Origin of the sequence: Pseudomonas sp. B21-047 (assembly GCF_024748775.1) — a bacterium.
In the GTDB taxonomy this organism is placed as follows: domain Bacteria; phylum Pseudomonadota; class Gammaproteobacteria; order Pseudomonadales; family Pseudomonadaceae; genus Aquipseudomonas; species Aquipseudomonas capeferrum.
The window spans coordinates 3,782,035-3,804,438 of record NZ_CP087169.1; the positions used below are offsets into that span (position 1 = coordinate 3,782,035).

General features: G+C 63.8%; 19 protein-coding genes and 1 pseudogene. 8 read left to right on the top strand and 12 right to left on the bottom strand.

Annotation, left to right across the window (positions count from 1 at the left end; all coding sequences use genetic code 11):
- Entirely contained in the window at positions 1–1,200 is a 1,200-nt protein-coding gene (locus LOY26_RS17200; protein ID WP_258713922.1) for an efflux RND transporter periplasmic adaptor subunit, read from the bottom strand.
- A gap of 30 nt (positions 1,201–1,230) precedes the next feature.
- Positions 1,231–2,466 (bottom strand): TolC family protein, encoded by a 1,236-nt coding sequence (locus tag LOY26_RS17205; protein ID WP_408980741.1) that lies wholly within the window; start codon positions 2,464–2,466, stop codon positions 1,231–1,233.
- Positions 2,467–2,690: 224 nt separating this feature from the next.
- On the opposite strand from LOY26_RS17205, the gene aroQ reads away from it, so the two are divergent.
- Together aroQ and LOY26_RS17215 are read left to right on the top strand one after the other, a co-directional pair.
- Positions 2,691–3,140, top strand: coding sequence for a type II 3-dehydroquinate dehydratase (gene aroQ, locus LOY26_RS17210; RefSeq protein ID WP_186654935.1), 450 nt, complete (start codon positions 2,691–2,693; stop codon positions 3,138–3,140).
- Positions 3,137–3,985 carry a shikimate dehydrogenase gene (locus LOY26_RS17215; protein ID WP_047581061.1) on the top strand — a complete coding sequence of 283 codons (849 nt, stop codon included), beginning with the start codon at positions 3,137–3,139 and terminating at the stop codon, positions 3,983–3,985. Before aroQ ends, LOY26_RS17215 begins: the two co-directional genes overlap by 4 nt.
- Before the next feature lie 54 nt (positions 3,986–4,039).
- On the opposite strand, the gene LOY26_RS17220 is transcribed toward LOY26_RS17215, so the two are convergent.
- Positions 4,040–4,576, bottom strand: a complete 537-nt coding sequence (locus LOY26_RS17220; RefSeq protein ID WP_033698975.1) for a thioredoxin family protein — start codon at positions 4,574–4,576, stop codon at positions 4,040–4,042.
- Complete coding sequence (locus LOY26_RS17225; protein ID WP_186654937.1) at positions 4,566–4,841, bottom strand: DUF2790 domain-containing protein; 276 nt, start codon at positions 4,839–4,841, stop codon at positions 4,566–4,568. The genes LOY26_RS17220 and LOY26_RS17225 overlap by 11 nt, the downstream gene beginning before the upstream one ends.
- A 219-nt stretch (positions 4,842–5,060) precedes the next feature.
- On the opposite strand from LOY26_RS17225, the gene LOY26_RS17230 reads away from it, so the two are divergent.
- From LOY26_RS17230 to LOY26_RS17240, 3 genes are all read left to right on the top strand, one after another.
- Positions 5,061–5,801 carry a response regulator gene (locus tag LOY26_RS17230; protein ID WP_033698977.1) on the top strand — a complete coding sequence of 247 codons (741 nt, stop codon included), beginning with the start codon at positions 5,061–5,063 and terminating at the stop codon, positions 5,799–5,801.
- Positions 5,798–7,084, top strand: a complete 1,287-nt coding sequence (locus LOY26_RS17235) for a HAMP domain-containing sensor histidine kinase (protein WP_258713923.1) — start codon at positions 5,798–5,800, stop codon at positions 7,082–7,084. The genes LOY26_RS17230 and LOY26_RS17235 overlap by 4 nt, the downstream gene beginning before the upstream one ends.
- A 148-nt stretch (positions 7,085–7,232) precedes the next feature.
- Positions 7,233–7,727 carry a DoxX family protein gene (locus tag LOY26_RS17240; protein ID WP_258714920.1) on the top strand — a complete coding sequence of 165 codons (495 nt, stop codon included), beginning with the start codon at positions 7,233–7,235 and terminating at the stop codon, positions 7,725–7,727.
- Positions 7,728–7,787: 60 nt separating this feature from the next.
- On the opposite strand, the gene LOY26_RS17245 is transcribed toward LOY26_RS17240, so the two are convergent.
- The 7 genes and pseudogenes from LOY26_RS17245 to LOY26_RS17275 form a co-directional block, all read right to left on the bottom strand.
- On the bottom strand, positions 7,788–8,498 hold the full coding sequence (locus LOY26_RS17245) for a DUF2063 domain-containing protein (RefSeq protein WP_258713924.1): 711 nt from the start codon (positions 8,496–8,498) through the stop codon (positions 7,788–7,790).
- On the bottom strand, positions 8,479–9,315 hold the full coding sequence (locus LOY26_RS17250) for a DUF692 domain-containing protein (protein ID WP_186654954.1): 837 nt from the start codon (positions 9,313–9,315) through the stop codon (positions 8,479–8,481). The genes LOY26_RS17245 and LOY26_RS17250 overlap by 20 nt, the downstream gene beginning before the upstream one ends.
- Positions 9,316–9,420: 105 nt before the next feature.
- Positions 9,421–9,690 (bottom strand): annotated as a pseudogene (locus tag LOY26_RS17255) (EF-hand domain-containing protein); the annotation flags it as partial.
- A 165-nt stretch (positions 9,691–9,855) separates the two neighbouring features.
- Positions 9,856–10,407: a DUF4174 domain-containing protein gene (locus LOY26_RS17260; RefSeq protein ID WP_186663171.1), complete on the bottom strand. Its 552-nt coding sequence runs from the start codon at positions 10,405–10,407 to the stop codon at positions 9,856–9,858.
- Between the two features lie 225 nt (positions 10,408–10,632).
- Entirely contained in the window at positions 10,633–15,156 is a 4,524-nt protein-coding gene (locus tag LOY26_RS17265; RefSeq protein ID WP_258713925.1) for an NEL-type E3 ubiquitin ligase domain-containing protein, read from the bottom strand.
- Positions 15,157–15,236: 80 nt separating this feature from the next.
- Positions 15,237–17,597: a DNA polymerase II gene (locus LOY26_RS17270; protein ID WP_258713926.1), complete on the bottom strand. Its 2,361-nt coding sequence runs from the start codon at positions 17,595–17,597 to the stop codon at positions 15,237–15,239.
- 103 nt (positions 17,598–17,700) lie between these two features.
- On the bottom strand, positions 17,701–18,891 hold the full coding sequence (locus tag LOY26_RS17275; RefSeq protein WP_186654964.1) for an MFS transporter: 1,191 nt from the start codon (positions 18,889–18,891) through the stop codon (positions 17,701–17,703).
- A 119-nt stretch (positions 18,892–19,010) separates the two neighbouring features.
- Between LOY26_RS17275 and LOY26_RS17280 the strand changes: the two genes are divergently transcribed.
- Positions 19,011–19,916: a LysR family transcriptional regulator gene (locus LOY26_RS17280; protein ID WP_186654966.1), complete on the top strand. Its 906-nt coding sequence runs from the start codon at positions 19,011–19,013 to the stop codon at positions 19,914–19,916.
- On the opposite strand, the gene LOY26_RS17285 is transcribed toward LOY26_RS17280, so the two are convergent.
- Positions 19,901–20,821 (bottom strand): LysR substrate-binding domain-containing protein, encoded by a 921-nt coding sequence (locus LOY26_RS17285; RefSeq protein ID WP_033698993.1) that lies wholly within the window; start codon positions 20,819–20,821, stop codon positions 19,901–19,903. The genes LOY26_RS17280 and LOY26_RS17285 overlap by 16 nt on opposite strands.
- A gap of 159 nt (positions 20,822–20,980) precedes the next feature.
- On the opposite strand from LOY26_RS17285, the gene LOY26_RS17290 reads away from it, so the two are divergent.
- Both LOY26_RS17290 and LOY26_RS17295 read left to right on the top strand, forming a co-directional pair.
- Positions 20,981–21,757, top strand: a complete 777-nt coding sequence (locus LOY26_RS17290) for a YqcI/YcgG family protein (RefSeq protein WP_033698995.1) — start codon at positions 20,981–20,983, stop codon at positions 21,755–21,757.
- Between the two features lie 2 nt (positions 21,758–21,759).
- On the top strand, positions 21,760–22,386 hold the full coding sequence (locus tag LOY26_RS17295) for a LysE family translocator (RefSeq protein WP_033698997.1): 627 nt from the start codon (positions 21,760–21,762) through the stop codon (positions 22,384–22,386).
- Positions 22,387–22,404: the final 18 nt, after the last annotated feature.

The window sequence follows — 22,404 nt, forward strand, 5'->3', positions numbered from 1 at the left end:
TCAATGGCTGTGCTCGGCAGAACCTTTGCCAAGCTCCGACTTGAGGACGAAGCTGCCGGCGGTGGCAACCTGGGTGCCTGCCGCCAGCCCGGCGGTGACTTCCACCTGGCCTGCGTCGCGGCGGCCGGTCTGCACCGGGCGCGCTTCGAAGCCTTGCTCGGTGCGGACAAACACCACGGTCTGCGCTTCCCAGGTCTGCAGAGCGCTTTCCGGCACCACCACGGCGGCGCCGGCGCGCTCGACGCTGACCGCGATGTTCACGAACAGCCCAGGGCGCCAGGCGCCATTGGGGTTGGCCAGGGTGGCACGCACGGTGGCGGCGCGGTTCTGCTCACCGAGCAGGCTGCCGACATAGTTGACCTTGCCCTCGACCTCGGCCCCCAGGTCCGGTGCACTGACCGTGACGCTGCGGCCGGTGACCACTCTGTTCAAATCGCGCGGGGCCACGGCGAACGTCGCCCAGACACGGCTGAGGTCGGACAAGGTGAACGCATTGCTGGTCTCGTCGACCACCTCGCCCACGGTCAGGTGCTTTTCCACCACCACCGCATCGAAGGGGGCACGCAGCTCATAGCGGTTGCCGGCGCCGGCCGGGCCGACTGCCGCGACCTTCTGCCGGGCGTTTGCCAAGGCGATCTCGGCCTCTTGCAACGCCTGTCGAGCCTGCAGGTAATCTTGTTCGGCACTGATGCGTTCCTGCCACAGCTGTTGTTCGCGCTGGAAGGTCAGGCTTGCCAGCTCCAGGCGGCGCTGCGCGGCCTGTTGTTCGCTGCGCAGGTCGGAAATCTGCTGGCTGGCGATCACCGCCAGCACCTGGCCGCGCTTTACCGCCTGGCCAAGGTCAGCCTGCACCGACTCCACCACGCCAGGTACACGGGGTACGACGTGGGCGGTGCGGTCTTCATCGAAGCGAATTTCACCCGGGAAGTTGATGGCGGTGCCCAGCTCACGAGGGCCGGCCGCCGCCAACTGCACGCCTGCCGCCTCGATCTGGGCGCCGGACAGGTGCAGTTGGCCCACCTCGTCTTCGTGGTCTTCGCCGGCCTGTTCATCAGCGTGGCCGTGGCTATCTTCGCCAAGCGCGTCGTGTTGGGCTTCGCCGCTGCTGGCCTGGCCGAGGTTGCCGGTCCAGGCCAGGCCACCGAGGCCGAGCACGGCCAAGGCGACAGCCAGCATGGCAATCTTGCGTGGGTTATCCATTGTTGCTCCTGCTGTAGGATTTTTTGCGAATCACAAACTGCCTTCGAGGTCGCCATAGACCCGCTCGAGCTGGGCCCGCGCATCGGTCGCCGCGGCCAATGCAGCCAGATACAACCCGCGCGCCTCAATCAACGTGCGCTGGGCATCGAGCACATCGAGGAAGGCGAACTTGCCCATCTCGAAGCCGCGGGTGGCGGTGTCCACCGCCTGCTGCGCCGAGGGCAGGATGGTGCGGTCGTAGGCCTGCACCTCCTGCATGGCCGTGGCCCACTGGCTGAGGGCGCTGCGGGTTTCACTGCGCAAGCGCAGCTCGACAGCATTGCGCAGGTCACGTGCCTGGTCGGCCCGGCGCGCGGCCACCAGCACGTTGCCCTGGTTGCGGTCGAACAACGGCAGGGGCATGGACAGCCCGACCACATTGACCCGCTCGCGGTCCTCGCGGCTGTACTGGCTGCCAAGGCTGACGGTGAGGTCGGGGATGCGTTGGGCCTTTTCCGAACCCAGCGACGCTTCGCCGCGTTCGACCTGCGCCGCTGCCAGGCGCCACTCGGCGGTTTGCTCGACCTTGTCGAGCAGGGCCTCGGCCGTGGGCGCGGCACCCGGCGACAGCTTGGCGGCTTGCAGGTGGTCGAAGGTCGCCAGCGGGCTACCTGTCAGCCGCGCCAAGGCCTGGTAGGCCACGCTGCGCTGCGAAGCCGCGCGGCCTACCTCAGACTGTGCCTGGGCCAGTTGCACCTGGGCGCGCGTAGCCTCCACCGGCGAAGCCTGGCCGGCCGTAACACGCCCTTGCACCACACGCAGCCCACGCTCGGTCAGCGCCTGCGACTGCTGCGCGAGTTCCAGCGCCGTTTGCGCACGCAACGCCGTGTGGAAGGCCTGTACCACATCGGCGCGCAAGCCATTGCGCTGTCGCTCCAGTTCAAGCTGGGCGATGGCCTGCCCGATGGTGGCCACGGCGACGCGCGCCCCGCGCTTGCCACCCAGTTCAAATGGCTGGCTCAGGGTGACGGTGGTAGTGCGGGTATCGCGGCGAGTGTCCTCGGCCTCCCAGGACAGTTCCGGGTTGGGCAGCAAACCCGCCTGGTGCCGCTCGCCCTCGGCGACACCCACTTCACGGCCGGCGGCGGCGAGTTCCGGGTTATGCGCAAAAGCGGCGGCCAGCGCTTCAGGTAGGCTCAGGCCGGCATTGGCCTGGGCACTGCCGATGGCCGCCAATAGCAGGCTGAGCAAGGCGATCTTGCGGGGGATGGCATGGGTGCGGGGCACGAAACAGGTCCTCGTCGGCGAGCGTTGGCGAGGGACTGTAGGGTGGCGTGCTTATCGGGGTGGTGGCGGCAACATTACAATTCTGTCATCCGAAGAATGCCGGCCATGGCGCAAAACGTCCGGTTATCGCCCACTATCCGGCCACAGCGGCTCCATGCAATTGACGAAACTAACCAGGTGGTACAAATATAAGCGCAACCAAAAACAACAAAGCGATGCCTGTCATGAAGCCCCTTATTCTTGTGCTGAACGGCCCTAACCTGAACATGCTGGGCACCCGCGAGCCTACCCAGTATGGTCGCGAAACCCTCGCCGACCTCGCCCAGGGCTGCGCCGACAGCGCCCACACCCTGGGCCTGGATATCGAATTTCGCCAGACCAACCACGAGGGCGAACTGATCGATTGGATCCACGCGGCCCGTGGCCGCTGCGCCGGTATCCTGATCAACCCCGGCGCCTGGACCCACACCTCGGTGGCCATCCGCGACGCCCTGGTTGCCAGTGAACTGCCGGTCATCGAGGTGCACCTGTCGAACGTGCACAAACGCGAACCCTTCCGCCACCTGTCGTTCGTCTCGTCGATTGCCGTTGGCGTGATCTGCGGCCTCGGCAGCCATGGCTACCGCCTGGCCCTGAGCCATTTCGCAGACATGCTGCGGGAGCAGGCAGCATGAGCAAACAAGCCATCCTCGCCGGCCTGATCGGCCGTGGCATCCAGCTGTCACGCACCCCGGCGCTGCACGAGCACGAAGGCGACGCTCAAGCGCTGCGCTACCTTTATCGCCTGATCGATGCCGATCAGTTGCAGTTGGACGACAGCGCCCTGCCCGGCCTGCTCGATGCCGCACAGCACACCGGCTTCACCGGGCTCAACATCACCTACCCGTTCAAGCAGGCGATTCTGCCGCTGCTCGACGACCTGTCGGATGAAGCGCGCGGGATCGGCGCGGTGAACACCGTGGTGCTCAAGGACGGCAAGCGGGTTGGCCACAATACCGACTGCCTGGGTTTTGCCGAAGGCATGCGCCGCGGCTTGCCAGATGTGGCACGCCGGCAGGTGGTGCAGATGGGAGCTGGCGGCGCCGGTTCAGCGGTGGCCCATGCCCTGTTGGGTGGCGGCGTGGAACAGCTGGTGCTGTTCGAGGTGGACACTGCGCGGGCGCAAGCACTGGTCGACAACCTCAACGCGCACTTCGGCGCAGGCCGAGCAGTGGTCGGTACAGACTTGAGCGCGGCAGTGGCCGAGGCAGACGGGTTGGTCAATACCACGCCAGTGGGCATGGCCAAGCTGCCGGGGACGCCGTTGCCGGTGGCGCTGCTGCACGCACGTTTATGGGTGGCGGAGATCATCTACTTCCCGCTGGAAACCGAACTGTTGCGGGCAGCGCGAGCGCTGGGCTGCCGTACGCTGGACGGCAGCAACATGGCGGTGTTCCAGGCGGTCAAGGCGTTCGAACTGTTCAGCGGGCGCGAGGCCGATGCGGGGCGGATGCAGGCCCACTTTGCCAGTTTCAGCTGAACCGGCATCGGCAATTTCGCGGGTTTGCCCCGCGAAAGTGCCGGCACAGGCCGATCAAGCCTTTTCATCCAGCAATGCCTGTATCACCTGTTCCTGCGCGCCATAGTCCCCCTCGCCAAAATGCACATGGCGTACCTGCCCTTTGCGGTCGACAAAATAATGCGCCGGCCAGAACTGGTTGCCCCAGGCATTCCACACCTGATGGTCGTTGTCCACTGCCACGGGGTAAGCGATCCCCAGCATGGCCACCTTGTCGCGCAAGGTTGCAACATCATGCTCGTAATCGTATTCAGGCGTATGCACGCCGACCACGACCAGGCCCTGGTCGGCGTAGCGCCGTGCCCAGTCATTCACATGCGGCAGGCTGCGCTGGCAGTTGATGCAGTCCCAGGTCCAGAAGTCCACCAGCACCACCTTGCCTTTGAGTGCCGGCGCATCCAGTGGCGGGGAGTTCAGCCACTGGCTGGCGCCCACCAGCGAAGGCATGGCGCCGTAACTGTCGCCTGCATTCAGGTAACCGGCCAGGCCCAGGCTTGTCAGCGCCAGCGCCAGGCCGCCCACCTTCAGCGCCAGGCGCCGATCAATTCTCATGGCAGCCGCCGGTGGCGTAGGAGCGGTATTGCACGCTCCGCTGCTGCCCTTTGGAGTCGAGATAGTCCATGCGGGTGTTGACCAGGCCGCAGGTGTTGCTTTGATCATCCTGCACCGACAAGACTTTCTTCACATCCAGGTGATCACCGTAACGGTACTGCATGACACTGGCATCGTTCATCGGCGCCATGGCGGCCTGGGCGGTCAAGGCGCCGAAGCTGAGCACGGCAAGCAGGCTGGCGCTGGCGATGGATTTGAGGTTCATGGCAACTCTCCTGTGGAACGCTGGGGGTGGGGAGGATTGCTCCCCGGTCGAGAGCCATTACACGTCCGCCAGGTATCCCGTATGTGTCACCTGAGCCTGTGATCTGCTTCCTCCTGTATCTGTACCCGCAGCAGATACACTGCAATACAAAGCCCCGCAGGCAAGCCCGATAACGCTCGGTACACTGCGCCCACCCCCTTCCACACAGGAACGCTGCGCATGGAACACGTCGATCACATCCTGATCGTCGACGACGACCGCGAGATCCGCGAACTGGTCGGCAACTACCTGAAGAAGAACGGCCTGCGCACCAGCATCGTCGCCGATGGCCGGCAGATGCGCGCCTTTCTCGAAGCCAACAGCGTCGACCTGATCGTCCTCGACATCATGATGCCCGGCGACGATGGCCTGTTGCTGTGCCGTGAACTGCGCGCCAGCAAGCACCGCAACACGCCGGTGCTGATGCTGACTGCGCGCAACGATGAAACCGACCGCATCATCGGCCTGGAGATGGGCGCCGACGACTACCTGACCAAACCGTTCTCCGCACGCGAACTGCTGGCCCGCATCAATGCCGTGCTGCGCCGCACGCGCATGCTGCCGCCCAACCTGACCATCAGTGAAAGCAGCCGCCTGCTTGCCTTCGGCCCGTGGCGCCTGGACACCACCGCACGCCACCTGCTCGACAGCGAAGATACCCTGGTGGCCCTGAGCGGCGCCGAGTACCGGCTGTTGCGGGTATTCCTCGACCACCCGCAGCGGGTACTCAGCCGCGAACAACTGCTCAACCTGACCCAGGGCCGCGAGGCGGACATCTTCGACCGCTCCATCGACCTGCTGGTCAGCCGCCTGCGCCAGCGCCTGGGGGACGACGCCCGCGAACCTGCCTGCATCAAGACCGTGCGCAGCGAGGGCTATGTGTTCTCACTGCCGGTGCAACTGCTCGAGTCGCCCTCATGAAATGGCCACGTACCCTGGCCTCGCGCCTGGCGCTGATCTTCTTCACGGGCCTGGTGCTGGCCTATGGGCTTTCGTTCGGCCTGCAAGCCTATGAGCGCTACATCAGCAGCCGTTCGATGATGCTCAGCAACCTGGAGCAGGACGTCGCCACGTCGGTGGCCATCCTCGACCGCCTGCCCGCAGCCGAACGCGCTGCCTGGCTGCCACGCCTGGAACGGCGCACCTACCGCTACCACCTTGACCAGGGCCTGCAAGGCCAGGCGATGCCGACCAGCGACCCGCCCATGGCCGCTGAGTCGATCGTCAAGGCCATCGGCGACGACTATCGCCTTACGTTCCAGGAGATCCCAGGCCCGAATGCGCACTTTCAGGTGCACTTGACCCTGGCCGACGGCGCCCCCCTGACCCTCGACGTCACCCCGGCAAGCGTACCGGTGGCCCGCTGGCTGCCTGTGGTGCTGCTGATCCAGCTGGCCTTGCTGTTGCTGTGCACCTGGCTGGCAGTGCGCCTGGCCATCGGCCCGCTCACCCGCCTGTCGCAGGCGGTGGACAACCTCGACCCGGACAAGCCCGGTGTACAACTGGACGAAAGCGGCCCACGCGAAGTGAAGTACGCCGCCGTCGCCTTCAATGCTTTGCAAGCGCGCATCGCGGCCTACCTCAAGGAGCGCATGCAGCTGCTGGCAGCGATTTCCCACGACCTGCAAACCCCCATCACCCGCATGAAGCTGCGCGTCGAAGTGATGGACGAGGGGGTCGAGAAAGACAAGCTGTGGCATGACCTGAGCGCCATGGAGCACCTGGTACGCGAAGGTGTGGCGTATGCCCGCAGCATGGACATCAACACCGAGGCCCCGTGCCGGATCAACCTCGGCGCGTTCCTCGACAGCCTGGTGTTCGATTACCAGGACAGCGGCGCCCAGGTCGAACGCCACGGCAACGCCGATGGCCTGTTGGAAACCCGCCCACATGCACTGCGCAGGGTGCTGGTCAATCTGGTGGACAATGCCCTCAAGTTCGCTGGCAAAGCACAACTGGAGGTCAGCCGTGAACAGGGCTGCACCCGAATTCGGGTACTCGATGACGGCCCCGGTATCCCGGACGATGAGCTCAATGAGGTGCTCAAGCCCTTTTACCGGGTAGAAAGCTCGCGCAACCGCAGTACCGGGGGCACAGGGCTGGGGTTGGCGATCGCTCAGCAATTGACCCAGGCCATGGGCGGGCGCTTGACCCTGAGCAATCGCCAGGGCGGCGGACTGTGTGCAGAAATCGAGCTGCGGTGAGTTCAGGCCCTACTCCTGGCTTACACAATCGATAGCTACAGTCCGATACACACTGACGCATCCACCGACACACTGCCGATACGCCACCGCTACACACTCCTGGCCACACAATGGCACACCAGGAGTTACAGCGATGAAACCGCTAAGCATGACGGCAATCACCCACGCGTGCACCCGTATCGACCGTATCGGCAGCTGGAGCGCCGACCTGCCGCTGCGGCTGTTTCTGGCCTGGGAGTTTTTCGAGTCTGGCTGGGAGAAATTCACCGGCTACAACTGGTTCGGTCACCTGCAGTCGAACTTGCCGTTTCCCTTCAGCGCACTGCCGGCAGAACTGAACTGGCAACTCTCGATGTGGGCCGAATTGGTGCTGCCTGTGCTTCTGCTGCTTGGCCTGGGTACGCGGCTGGCCTCGGCGGGGCTCATGGTCGTTACTGTGGTGGCCATCGCGGCGGTGCACTGGCCGGCACAGTGGTCGGGCCTTGGGGAGCTGGCACAGGGGTATGCGATCACCGACCAGGGCTTTGGCAACTTCAAGTTGCCAGTGATCTACTTGGTGGCATTGCTGCCACTGCTGCTCCAGGGCGCCGGCCGTCTGAGCCTTGACCATTGGCTCCGGGCACGGCTCGCGGCCAGAGGCTGAATAGCAATGAAATGATTATTCAGGATAGGTTGGTAACCCCAACCCTATCCCCTGCCTGCCTCAGCCTGCCCCGGCAACCGTACCGATAACAACCCCTTGCGCGCGCAAGCTTTCCAGCAGTGCCAAGCCCTGCCCCTGGTCCGCTGCCAGTGCTTGCAGGCGCTCCCGCCCCGTGCCCCCCACCTCGGCCAGCAAGCGATAGGCCATGGGCGCCAGACGGGCGAAGCGCACCTGCAACCCGACATCTCGGTAGACCAGCAGCAACGTGGGCGCCTCAGGCACCGCCTGCGGCTGATAGCCAGGGCCGATACGCTCGACAGGCCAACGGTAAGCCAACACCCTGGCCATGCACGACAGCAGCGGCTCGCCCTGCAGCAGGTCCCCCTGCGGATCATGCGCCGGGTCCTGGGCATCGCTCAGGTACAGCTGGGCTTCGACCCACTCGTAGTGGGCGAGCTCCAGCTGCCACGGAGCATCGAGCTCGACACCCTGGAGGTAGTCGATGAACGTCTCGGCGATTTCGGTGAACAAAGGTGTCTGGCTGCGGTAGTTGGCATAAAAATCACGCACCCGGGCATGCCAGTGCGGCTCGCCCAGGGTTTGCCGCATCACCGGGAAGCTGCCGGCCAACAGACCCTCGATGGTGTCGTAGAACAGTTCACGGTAAACGTTCAAGCGGCGCGCTTCGATGCCAGGCGGTGGGGCATGCCGGGCCGGATCACGCAAATGCCGCGCCAGTGTGTACTGCTGTTCACGCAACACTTCGCGCATGCGCCACCTCCTGCTGCACAGCACGCATGCGGGCGAGTTCGTCGAGCAGTTCGGCCAATGGCGGGTAATTGAAGTCACGCTCAAGCACCGTCGGCTTGGCACCGAAACACTTGCAGGCCATCGCGAACAAGGCCCACACATCTTCTTTTACCGGTGCTCCGTGGGTGTCGACCTTGAGGTCGGGGGCCTCATCGTAGTGACCCGCCACATGCATGCCGATGACCCTCGCCTGTGGCAGCCCCTGAAGGAACGCCTGCGCATCGTAAGCATGGTTGCACGCGTTGACGAACACGTTGTTGACGTCCAGCAGCAGGTCGCAATCAGCCTCGTCGAGCACCGCACGGATGAAATCCAACTCGCTCATCGCCTGGTAAGGCGCTGCGTAGTAGCTGATGTTTTCCACGGCGATGCGCCGCTGCAGGTGGTCCTGGGCCTGTCGGATCCTGGCGGCAACGTGATGTACCGCCTCTTCGGTGAAAGGCATCGGCAACAGGTCATAAAGGTGGCCGTCATCGCTGCAGTAACTCAAGTGTTCGCTGTACAGGCGTACCTGGTAGCGATCGAGGAAGTCACGGGTCTGGTCCAGAAAGCTCCGATCAAGCGGCAGGCTGCCGCCAAGGGACAGGGACAGGCCGTGGCAGGCCAGGGCAAAGCGTTCGGTCAGTTGCGCCAGGCCTCGGCCATAGGCACCGCCGACAGCGATCCAGTTTTCCGGCGCACATTCGAGAAAGTCCACTGCGCCCTCTTCAAGGGTCAACAACTCGGGCATCAGGCCACGGCGCAGGCCAAGGCCTGTAAACAAGCGAGAGGTAGTCATCGATAAGTCTCCGCAACATGCACAACGCCCCACCTGACCAGCAGGCGGGGCGTTGTGGCATTTCAAAGATTGAAGTCAGGACTTACCGGTCACCTTGGCATCACCCGCCTTGCCAGCGGCGCCACATTTACCTTCACCGCATTTACCTTCGCCCTCGCTGGCCTTCTTGTCGCCACCGCATTTGCCTTCACCTTGGCTGGCCTTGTTGCTGCCCCCGCACTTGCCTTCGCCACATTTGCCCTCGCCGGCAACCTTAGCCGAAGCCAGTTGATAACCCTGGGACAGGGGCTCGACAGCGAACGCGCTGCTGCCAAAGGCCATGCTGCCGAGCAGTGCGGCGCCGAGCAGGCCGAGGGTGTTCCGTGCATGAGTCATGATGTTGCTCCACTGTGGTTGGGGTGTGGAGCCATTAGGCCGCGTGGGTGTGTCGGGGATGTATCGCCGATGTCCGAATTTTGTACAGAAATGGGTCTGCAGCCGTGCAGGATACAGTGCGATACAAAGCGCCCGCCCCTGCGGCCAGGGAGCGGGCGAAGGCGATCAGTCCTCCAGCGGTTTGGGCGGTGCAGCTGGCTTGACCGGTTTGGCCGGTTTGCTGTCCTTGCCCTTGGCTTCAGGCGCTGCCGCGACAGGCTCCGGCGCCGTCACGGCCTTCTCGCTCGCCGGCAGTTCATCGACCGCCTTGAGGATGGCCTGCGGGTCGATCGGCTCGCCGGTCGCGTCATCCTTGAGCATGTGCCGTTCACCGTCCTTGCCCACCAGGATCACCTTGGTACCCGCGCTCGCGCCGAGCTTGAGCTCGCGGATCAGGGCCATGGTGGTCTGCTGCTCGAGGTTCTTGTCCTCGCGCTTGCCCACCATTTTGGCCACGCTGTACAGCACCAGGCTGCGCTCCTTGAAGGCCGCCTGAATGGCAGGGTCTTCCAGTGCTTTATTCAACCCGCGCAGTGTCGGGTCGGCTGTACTGGGGGCGATGATCACCAAAGGCCGTGCCTTGCCCAACTCCTTGGCCAAAGGCGCGTCGCTGTCTGCGGCGAACAGTGGGCTGGTGACGGCGAGCAAGGTGGCGAGGGTCAGTGACCGAACGAGCATACACATCTCCTTAATATCTCGATAAACCAATGACTGCAGATCACGGAGAAAAATCCGACCTGGAGCCTAAACCACTTCAAACACTCGGTGTGTCAGGGAAAAGTAACGGGCAATTTCCAGCCATGCGTCAGAACAGGATGACGGCCTTTACCGAACACGCCGCCCTGTCACTGAGCATAGTCCAAAGCCGCTGCAGAGACGGCTGTGCCCTGCCAGTCGGGGCCATTACACATCGATACCCGCATCCGTGGGCCCGGCTTCGAGTGCCGCCAGCGTCATGTCGAGCATCAGCCCCCGCCGTGCTGCGCGCTGTTCGCCAAGAATGGCATCGGACTGTGCCTGTCTGGTCTCGTCGGTCAGCGCCTCATCATCGAGTACGCTGTCGAGCCGGCGCCGGAACGGCCTGTCGACTTGCGCGAAACGTTCCGGGTGAGTGCGTTCCAGGTGCGCCTGCCAGAAGGTCCGGTCCACCAGCGAACGGGCGACCTGCTCTTGCGTCTCGGCCTCAAGCACTTGCGCTTCGACCCGTGCAAGGTGCGCTTCAGTCACCCCTGCCAGTGGCCGAAAACTCATGTCTCCCACTTGAATGGGCAAGCCCAGACGATCACGCAATCCAAGGCGATAGGCGAGCCCCACCTCGCTTTCATCCGGGTTGCCACCGCGATCAAGAATGTCGCGCACGGCAAGGCGGTCGACTTCATCCAGACGCCACAAACGCCGCCCCAACGCCAGCAAGGCATGCTCCGTATTACCTTGCGCATCCGCACGGGCTTGCCACACCAGCACATTCAACTCAAGGTTGCTGAGGCACCAGGTAGCGCCATCCTGACAACCCCACTCGTCGTTGGCGATGTCCAACAATGCCTGACGCAGAGCGGGTTCCTTGGACATCGCCTGCAGCACAGCCAGTACCCGCTGCGAGAGTGCCTGGGGATTGATGTGAAAATCCGCAGACTGCAGCAACTGCTGCAGCACGCGAAAGAAACGCTCTGCAGGCTCGCCTACATCTACCGCCTCCCATGCAGCGATCAGCAGGCCACGGTGCTGCGGACCGATAGCATCCCCCCAAACCTCCCGGCTACGGACAAACTGTTCTCGCAGCAAGGCCTCGTCCAGCGGCACGAGAGGTGCCATGAACGAAGCCTGCAGACGCACCAGCTCGTCGCCTTCCAGCGGATTGCCGGCCAACCGGGTGCGCCGCCGAACCCCGGGCGGCAGTTGATAGAACCAGTGGGGGATCTGGGTAATGCGGTTTTCACGCATATCCATGAGAACCAGGTTTGAACGGCTGGCCATACCATGGGGAAAATGCGTCAGGCCAGTGTTGCGCAAGTTCAACCAGCGCAGCCTAGTCAACCCACTCAGGGTAAAGGTGCGCCCCAATGGGTTGTGGGACAGGTCGATGTACTCCAAGTTTGTGGCGCTTGCCAAGGTAGCCGCCTGGCTGGTGCTCAACACGATTCGGTTGTTGGTCAGGGTAAGCTGACGCAAGTACGGTAGCTGCAACAAGGGCTGCGGCAATTGAGTCAGGAGGTTCCCGCCCAGGTCCAGCATGCTCAGGTGCGAGAAGGCGAGCAGGAAACTCGCAGGAGCGTCTCGAAGTTCCAAGCGCAGCAGGGACAGATCGGAAACATGAGCAAAGCTGACCTGGGCCGGTATTTCCGGCAGCCCTTCAGGGTTCATGTTGTACAAGACCATGCGATAGTTGTGGTCGGTGTTGAGGTGGGTTTGCCCGGCGTCGGTGGTGCGCTGCCAACAATCGATCAGCGTGTCGCGCAAGCAGGCCCGGTCCTCCCTGGTTTCACCTACGGCCTCCCCAACCCATGCGTCCAGGCTGTTGCGCAGCGCCCTGTACTCTGTGCGCAGCGCGGCCAGTACCGCATCCAGCTGCCGACCCGAGCGCCGCACATTGTCGGCCCATACCGCCACCTGCTCATCACTGAACGACGGAAACAGGTCACGCACCATCGCCCCCAGCGCCCGCTCGGGCCGTCCAGGGCCACCCGAGTTGCTGCCGCCCAAGGGGTAGCCCAAACGGCCATCAGCCAAACGCTGCGGTAGCCGGAAAAAGCCCAGGCGCTGTACACCCAGCAGGCCTTCGACTTCAGCGTGCCGTCGCATGGCCTCACGCGCCAGCGTGACCCTCAGGTTATGGGCGAAAGGCTCGTTCACCTGCATGGCCGCGCGCTGATGCGGTGCATAGGCAGCAGTCATCACCTCGAACAACTCGCCGGTCTGACCTTGCGGTACGCCTTGCGAATCGAGCAATTGGAAGGCGCCATGCTGGTGCAAGAGATCGAAACCGTGAGTGCCCTCCTCAACCGATGACAGCAGTGGCCCACCGCGCTGGCCTTCGAAAAGACGCCAGCGTACACCTTGGTCAGCGCCAGGCAGGTACTTGAGCAACCCCAGTACCACTCGTGCCAGGTCGGCGTTCTGTGGGGTATCCAGGGTCAACGCTTCAAGCACTCGAACCCTGCGGATGTCCGAGACACTGCGCCTGGCCGCTTCGGCCAGGTTCAATGGCACGCGACCGCTTTGCATCAACCGCCGCCGATCATCCCCGTTGGCAGCCGCCAGCAGCGCTCGTGCGGCACGCGAATGCAGCCCCGGAAACACCTTGCGCAGCAAGACAGAACCGGGCGTGTCGCTGGGCTGCACGGCCTCATACAAGTGCCCCAGCAAGTGCCTGCGCTGGGCCCATGCCAGTTCGGCCAACGCCTGGTCTGACGCATCGGAGGCACCTTGCAGGCGCCGGGCATGCTGGAGCACGGTGAAATCCTCAACCTGCTCACCCGCGCGCAAATGGCTGACCACCTGGCGGATCCGCCAGTCAAGCCTGGAGCGCTCGGCGCTGTCGAGCATCCCCGGCTCCGGCGCACGCCCGTAAATATGCAGCGCCCGCAGGTGATCGGCGTTGAGCTCATGAAAGCCCAGCACCTGGTCGATCTGCTCGTCACTCATGCTGTCCAGCGGTGCGCCAAGACGGCGGAACATGCGGTAGGTGTCGTCCCATTGCGCGGGCTGCTCGGTCCATACCCGCCAGGCGCCAGCGCCGTTGTGGCGTAGCGCAGGCCCGTTGCCACCGCGTGGGCGAAGTTGCCATTGGCCATCGCCAGCCGGCTCGACCACAGGGTAGTGATGCCCGTCCATTTCGACCCAGGCCTGGCCACCGTAGCGCCGAATACCCAAGGCATCCTGGGCCGCCGCACTGCTCGGCGCGATGCTGCGATACGCTGCCAGGTCCTGCTGCCAGAGCTTGGTGCTACCGTCTTCAAGCCGCGCAGGCACCATCGCATCGACCACCGCCGAACGTGCCCACAGCCGCTTGGTCAGCGAGACGCCCGCCGCCGTGGCCGCGACAATTGCAAGGTCGGTGGCGACGTTGGTCAGGTGATCAAGTGCCTGTTGGGTGTCACCGTCATGCAGGGCCTCGATAGCGTGGTAGACCTCGCCCAGCAACTCCCATACGGTCACCGCGAGCACGACCAGCCCCAAGCCCGGTGCAAAGAACGACGCCAGGTTGAGCAGCGCCCACCCTTCTGCGGCCAGCCGTTCGTCATGGGCACGCTGAAGCTCGCGATCAAGCCGAGCCACCGGCACCGCGATCATCGCTGCGTCCTCCTTGATCTGGCGGATGCGCGCCTGCGCCAGGCTGTTGAACAGCGGTGACGGATACGCCTGCAAATACGGTTTCAGGTCAAAACTGGCCCAGTCTGGAAGGTCGTCAAAAGCCGGCACTACCCTGGCGAAAAATGCCTGGCTGTCGCGCCTGAGCACGAAACGGCTGAAGAACCGTTGATACGTCTTGAGGCGCAGGCGATGGCCCAGCGCGCGGTTAAGGTCATCGAGGCTGTCGAATGCACTCCAGGCCGCCACCGGGTCACCCGGCACATGCATCAACAACCGCCGGGTAGTGTTGAACAGGGGCCCTTGATCGATCACTTCGAGCACCACGACCTGCTCAATGGCGCACCCGAGCAGCCTCAGTTGCCTGGCCACCACCAGGTCACCTGCCAGGCGCAACAGCTTGCCCTCAAGGCACATGCTCACCAACAGTTTCAGGTCGCTGGCATCGAGCACCTCTTCTTGCCTGGCCTTGTACCCGTCCACCAACATGGCATAGCGGATTGCATCGACCAGCAGCGACTCGATGCGTTTTGGGTTCTCGTCGGGCTTGAGGATGGCATCCAGATGACGCTGATAGCCCTCGCCCAGGTCCAGCTCGCGGCACAATGCGGCAAAAGCGATGGCGGTGGGGAGGTTGTGGGTGCCTGCACGCGGTACCAGCAGCCGGTTGCCGACAGGCTGGCCGCCCGTGCTGGCCTGTTCGGCAGTGAAGTTACGCAGTACCACCTCGAGCAATGGTTTTTCTTCGTACACCACCTCGGTGAGGTGGGCCCCAACGGGTTGAGCGTTGATTACCGGCTCACGGCGCCCTTCGAGAAACGTCAGCCGGCGTGGATTGCCCGTGACGCCATAGCGCTCGGTGAGCGCGTTCTGCAGCGCTGATACGACGAAATGATCGATCCCGTCGATGCGCGCCAGCAGCGCGCCCAGTTGCTGACGGCACTCAAGGCTCTTGGCCAGTGCGCGACTGATCTCCGGCAGCTGCTCAACCGGCGCCTGGCGCAGCCAGCGGGGCAAGCGCTGGCCAATGATGTCATCCTGAAACGCCTCGCTGTCGCGCTGCAGCGTGTCCAGATGCGGCAAGCCTGACTCAACATCATTGCCCACGGTAGTGCCCATGCTCAAAGCCTCCTGTTCAGTGAAGAGGCCAGCCTAGGCAGAAGAGGTTGGTCGAGGCATTAGATAGCTAATGCCCGCACTTAGAACAACGCTAACTGGCTGCCCGTCAACGCCGCGAAATCATCACCGACAAAGGGCAGGATGGCATCGGCCACCGGCTGCAGTTGGCGGCTCAGGTAGTGCTCGTAGTCGATGGGCGCCTGCAGGTTCTCCAAGGGTTCAGGGCCGGCAGTGGTGATCAAGTAGCTGATCCAGCCACCGTTCTGGTACTGCCGTGGACGGCCGAGGCGGCTGTTGTACGCGTCGGCCAGGCGCGCCGCACGCACGTGCGGCGGTACGTTTCGCTGGTAGTCGGCCAGCGGGCGGCGCAAGCGCTTGCGGTAGACCATCAGCTCATCCAGTTCACCGGCCAGGGTCTGTTGCACGTACTGGCGCACGTAGTCGCGGTACGGTTGGCCGCGGAAGATACGCCCGTACAGCGCCTGCTGGAACTCCCGCGCCAGCGGCGACCAGTCGGTGCGCACCGACTCCAGGCCCTTGTACACCATCTGTTCACTGCCGTCGGCGCACTGTACCAGGCCGGCGTAACGCTTTTTGCTGCCCTCTTCGGTGCCGCGAATGGTGGGCATCAGGAAGCGTCGGTAATGGGTTTCGAACTGCAACTCCAGGGCGCTGTCCAGCCCCATCGAATCGTGCAGGTGCTGGCGCCACCACAGGTTCACTTCTGCCACCAACTCACGGCCGATGCGCGCGGCGGCGTCTTCGTCATGGGCGCCCTTGAGCCAGACGAAGGTGGAGTCGGTATCGCCGTAGATCACATCAAAACCACGCGCTTCGATCAATTCACGGGTCTGGCGCATGATCTGGTGGCCGCGCAGGGTGATCGACGACGCCAGGCGCGGGTCAAAGAAGCGGCAGCCGCTGGAACCCAGTACACCGTAGAAGGCATTCATGATGATTTTCAGTGCCTGCGACAGCGGCGCGTTACCCGCGCGCTTGGCCGCCTCCCTGCCCTGCCACACACGCTCGACGATGGCTGGCAGGCAGTGCCGGCTACGGGAGAAGCGAGCGCCGCGAAAGCCGGCCACCGAGTGCTGGTCATCGGGCTGGCGCAGGCCTTCGGCCAGGCCGACCGGGTCGATCAGAAAGGTGCGGATGATCGAGGGGTACAGGCTTTTGTAGTCCAGCACCAGCACCGAATCGTAGAGACCGGGGCGTGAGTCCATCACGAAGCCACCGGGGCTGGCCTCGTCGGGGCGGCTGCCGAGGTTAGGCGCGACAAAGCCCAGGCGGTGCATCTGAGGCATGTACAAATGGCAGAACGCCGCCACCGAGCCACCGCTTCGGTCCACGGCCAACCCCGTGACGCTGGCACGCTCAAGCAGGAATTCGAGTAGGCGGGTATGGGCGAAGATGCGCGTGACCAGTTCGCAGTCCTTGAGGTTGTAGCGTGCCAGCGACGGTTTGTCCTCGGCGAACATGCGGTTGATTTCGTCCATGCGCTGATAAGGTGTGCTGATGGCCTTGCCCTCGCCCAGCAGCGTTTGTGCCACGTTTTCCAGGCTGAACGAAGGGAAGCTCCAGGTGGCCGAACGCAAGGCTTCGATACCGTCGATCAGCAGCCGCCCGGGGGCATCGGCGAATACGTGACCGCCGCTGGCGTGAGCGCGCAGGGTCATGGGCGCGCCGTTGCGCCCCAGGGCCAAAGGCACCTGCAATTGCTTGGCGTGTTCGTGCAACAGGCGCAGGTCGAACTGCACCAGGTTCCAGCCGATGATCGCATCCGGATCGTGCCGGGCCATCCATTGGTTGAGGCACGCGAGCAGCGCGGCAGGGTCGTCGCAGTAATGCAGGTCGAAGTCCACGGCGCTGCTGTCGCCGTTTGCCGGGCCAAGCATGTACACCTGGCGCTGGCCGCAGCCTTCGAGGGCAATACTGTAGAGCTCACCGCGCTGGCTGGTTTCGATATCCAGCGACACCAGGCGCAGTGGCGGGCGATAGTCCGGCAGGGGCTTGAGCTGGGCATCGCAGAGCACGCCGTGGCCGTCGGGTTGGCCGGTGAACTGCACGGGGGCGGTAATGAAGCGCTCCATGAGATAGCGCTCGGGTGGGCGGATGTCCGCCTCGTACACCTCAACGCCGGCGTTGCGCAGGCGTTGCTCCACCTGCATCAACTGGCGATGCTGGCGGCAGTACAGGCCCAGCACCGGGCGCTGATCGAAGTCACGCAGTTGCAAGGGTTTGAGCTCGACGCCCGGCTCGTTGGCCAACAGCACGCGAGCATGCTCGGCTTGCGCCTGGGGGAGGAACGCCACCGACACCTGTGGCGCCAGGCGCAATTGCCGCGGCCCCTGATCGGTAGCCAGCCAGAACTCCACGCACGTGCCTTCGGGTGTGTCATGCCAATGCCGGGTCAGGACAAAGCCCTGCTGCAAATCCACCGCGTCGACCTCTGGTTGTCTGTTGTGCCTGAAGTGACGATTCTACCCTTTGCAGGGCAGCCTGTGGCTTTGCATGTCTTGCCGGGGCAACTCAGCGCTGTTTTCAGCGGGAACCGGCGACGAACCCGCTACGCCGCCCTGCCCACGCCAGCAGCCACGCCAAGCCGATCAACAGCAACGCCACTGGCGCAAACCACGCGACACCGGCCCCGGTCAGCAGCAAACCGCCAATAATCCCCCCCAACGCAATCGCACTGTTCCACACCGTCACCAGCATCGATTGCGCCACATCACCGCCCTCGCCCGCCGCATCCGCACAGGCCGTCTGCAACAGCGTTGGCGCGCCGCCGTACGTCACGCCCCACAGCGCAATGCTCAGGTACATCGCCCACGAAGACGCCTGCCCCAGCACCAGCGTGGCCACGGCAAACCCGGCGAGGCTCAGCAGCACCAGCTTGCGCAGATGCCGATCGACCAACAACCCGACCAGCCCGATGCCCGCCAGCGCCGATAGGCCGAACACCATCAACACCTGGCCAATCTCGGCGGCCATCCCCGCCGCCGCCAACAGCGGCACGATGTAGGTATAGAGGATGTTGTGGCCCAGGACCCAGGCCAGGATCACCAGCAGCACCCGCGCCACGCCCGGTGTGCGCAACACCTGCAACGCCGCAGGGCGCTTGCCGGCTACCTGCCCCGGGTAATCCGGAACCGCGCGCAATACCCAGACCACCAGCAACAGCGCCACCAGGGTGACCACGACGAAGGTGGCACGCCACCCCAGCATTGCCCCAAGCCAGGTACCAATAGGCAACCCGAGGGACAACGCTATCGGCTGCCCAAGCATGGCCACGGCCATCGCCCGCCCCTGCAAGGCCACCGGTACCATGCGCCGGGCATGGCCGGCGATCAGCCCCCAGGCCAGGCCGGCAGCGGCACCGGTGAAAAAGCGCAGCACCAGGGTAAGAGCGTTGGACGACGACAACACCGTCAAGCCGTTGAACAGCACAAAGCCGCCGATCGCCAGCAGCAAAGCGCGACGGCGATACCAGCCCTGGGTCAGGGTCACCAAGGGAATGGCAGTCAACAACGAACCGAGTGCATAGGCCGTAACCCATTGCCCGGCCATGGCCTGGCTGATGTGCATGCCACCGGCGATCTGGTCCAGCAAACCGGCAGGCAGGGTTTCGCTGAGGATGGCGATAAAGCCGGTCATGGCCAGCGCCAGCAGGCCACTCAGGGGCAGGCGCTCGGCGCGCTCAACCAATGGCGGTGCGCAAGATATCTGGGACATTGCAGGGTGCCTTGAAGTGGAAATCGAGGGCGACAGTGTGCACGGCGGCGGCATTACGGAAAAAGACGGTTACAATGCCGCTCACCCCGGACATCAATGTCCGCAATCAGGAACATGTCATGGACAGTCTCAGCGGCTTCGTGGTCTTCAACCGGGTTGCCGAAACCCGCAGCTTCGTCGCTGCCGGTCAGTCACTGGGCATCACTGCCTCGGCCGTGGGCAAGCGCGTGGCACGGCTGGAAAGTCGCCTGGGTGTGCGCCTGTTCCATCGCAGCACGCGCAGCATCACCCTGACCGCCGAAGGCACGCTGTTTCTAGAGCGCAGCCGGCGCATCCTGGCGGAAATCGAAGCGACCGAGCAGGCGCTGTCCCAGGCCAGCGAAACCCCGCGCGGCCGCCTGCGCGTGAGCCTGCCCCAGGTCACCGGGCTGGTGATGCCGGCGTTGGCCGAGTTCATGGCGCTGTACCCCCAGGTTGAGCTGGACCTGGAGTTCACCGACCGCATGGTGGATATCGTCGGAGAGGGTTTCGATGTGGTCATGCGGGGTGGCCAGCCGCTGGACTCACGCCTCAATGCCAAATTCCTCGGCCACTTCCAGCACCGCCTGGTGGCATCACCCGAATACTTGCGCGAGCGCGGCACGCCCAGCCACCCGCGTGACTTGAGCACACACGCCTGCCTACACTACCGCTTCCCCAGCAACGGCAAGCTGGAGGTCTGGCCGCTGCGCCAGGAGCACCCCGACCAAGGCTATGACATCCCCATTTCGATGGTGTGCAACCACGTCGAGACGCGCATCTGCTTTGCCCTAAACCACCGCGGCATCACCTGCCTGCCGGACTTCAGCGTGCGCCGCGAATTGGCCGCAGGCACACTGGTGAGCGTGCTCGAGAGTTTCATGGAACGGCGTGGCAGCTTCTACCTGCTGTGGCCGTCGGGGCGCCACGTGCCGCCCAAGCTGCGAGTGTTCATCGACTTCATGCTCGAACGGGTATTGCCTGGCGGCCCTCAGCCATACAAGTAGTTGATGTCCTTGTAGGCCAGCGGCGGTACCTGGCCGAACAGAAAATCACGCAGCTTGTGCATCTGCCGGGCCTTGGGGCTGGATTTGAGCCAGGTCATGTAATAGCCGTCGCCCGTGGCTACCGCGTACTTGAACGGTGTGACCAGGCGCCCTGCCGAAAGATCGGTCGTGGCCAGCACCAGGTCCACCACCGAGATGCCCAACCCTTGCTGAGCCGCCGAGATGCCCTGGTCGAGAGTGTCGAACACCTGCCCTTGGTCGATGCTGATGTCCAGCGCATCCATGCGCGCCAGCCAACGCCGCCAATCGCGTCGGTCCGGGGACGGGTGAAGGAACTCGCATTGGCGCAGGTCGCCCAGGTCGGGCTGCGGTTGTGCCATGTAGTCGGGGTGGCAGACCGGGATCAGCCATTCATCGAACAGTTTGAAGCTCTCGACGTCGGCGGGGAAACGCCCGTTGGCCAGCAGGATGGCGCAGTCGTAGGGTTCGGAATAGAAATCCACGCTGTCGATGTCCATCCACACGCTCGACAGTTGCACGCTGCAGCTGTCGTCGTTCTTCTTGAACCCGTCCAGTGCCCTGAGCAGCCAGCGCATGGTAAGCGTGGACGGGGCCTTGAGGCGCAGGCCGTAGCGGTCCTGACGCAGCAACGCGCAGGCATTCTCGATGATCTTGAAGCCGACCTTGAGCTCCTGGGACAACAGGCGACCGTGCTCGGTCAGGCTCAGTTTCGGGCCACGGCGCTCGAACAGGTCGCAGCCGAACATGGCCTCAAGGGTCTTGATGTGGTGGCTGACTGCCCCTTGGGTCAGTGCCAGCTCCTCCGCCGCACGGGTAAAGGAGCCATAACGAGAGGCCACCTCGAAAGCACGCAAGGCGTGCAGAGCCTGAATCCGTTCCGACATGGCGACGTCCGAAGCATGAGTAAGACTAATAGTAGGTCATAGTTCCACGCGTTTTACAACGTTAAGTCCGTCTCAGAAAATGCATGTAAATAATAAAGATAACCAAGATTCTGCCTGCATATGCCTGGAACGTTACTTAATTGGAAACCTGGGGAAATCATGTTTACGGGTTATGGAAACTGCTATCGCCTGGATGCGCTAGAGCTGGCCACTGAACATGTCCGGAACACGCAGCATTGGACGTACAAAACCATACAGCATTTTCGCGGCATTCTCGCCAGCCCCGACTTTCCGTGCCTGTTCGGGCGCAAGGCGGTCGCCAGCGAGACCTGCCACATCCTCTTCGCCCGCGCCGAGCAGCTGGCCGATGACATCGCTCAGGGCCTGGCCGACTATGTGCGCACCATCGCACCGATTCCGCTCAAGCAGCGCATCGGCAGCCCACTGGTGGTGTTTCTCGAAACCCCTGGCGACTACACCCTCGCCGAGCAACAGGCCTTGGCCTGGAAGGTGCTGCGTGGGGTCCATGCCCGCGACCCACATCCATGGCCGCAGGCCATACCCTCCGACCCGGACGATAACGGCTGGTCGTTCTGCTACGCCGGCATGCCGCTGTTCATCAACATGAACTTCCCGGGCCACCGGCAAATGAAAAGCCGCAACCTGGGCCCGCACATCACCTTCGTCATCAACCCCCGGGAGAACTTCGACGAAGTGGCCAACGCCAGCACTGAAAGTGGCAAGCGTATTCGTGCCCGCATCCGCGAGCGCGTGGCCCACTATAACGACGGCGTCATGCCCGACACCCTTGGCGCTTTCGGCGATGCCGACAACTACGAGTGGAAGCAGTACCAACTGCAGGAGGCAGGTTCGCTCAACCCGTCACGCTGCCCGTTCCACGCCCATGTACCCGCCGACACACTGATCGAGAATTGACCGTGAATACCGCACTGACCGCCACCTATGCACTGACCGTGCTGCTGCTGATCGCCACCCCTGGCCCGGTGGTAGCACTGATCGTCAACACTGCTGCCGCCTCCGGCTCGCGCAAGGCCATGTTCACCGCCGTGGGTACCAACTGGGCGTCCCTGGTACTGATAGGCGCGGCAGCCTGGATCATCCTGACCAGCGCGGCCATCGACAAGGCCTGGCTCAGCGGCATGAGCCTGATGGGCTGCCTGTTCATCGGCTACATCGCCGTGTGCACCCTCAAGGAAGCCCTGCAGGCGCCGGCGTCGGACGCGGCGAACGAGACACAGGGGCCTGGGCGCGGCGGCCTGCTGCAAGGCTTCATGGTGGGCATCTCCAACCCCAAGGACATCATCTTCTTCATCGCCTTTTTCCCCCAGTTCATCCAGATCACCGAGTCGTTCGGCAAGAGCATGGTGGTGCTGTCGCTGCTGTGGGTGGCCATCGATTTCGCCGTGCTCAGCCTGTACATCTTCGCCATCGGCAAGATCGCCTCGCAACGCAGCAACCGCCTGATCAGCCTGGCTTCGGGCGTCGCCCTGTTGCTGATCGCAGCGGGCGGCCTGCTTTACAACCTCAAGGAACTGGCGGCCTGAGCCAGCAACAACGCGAAG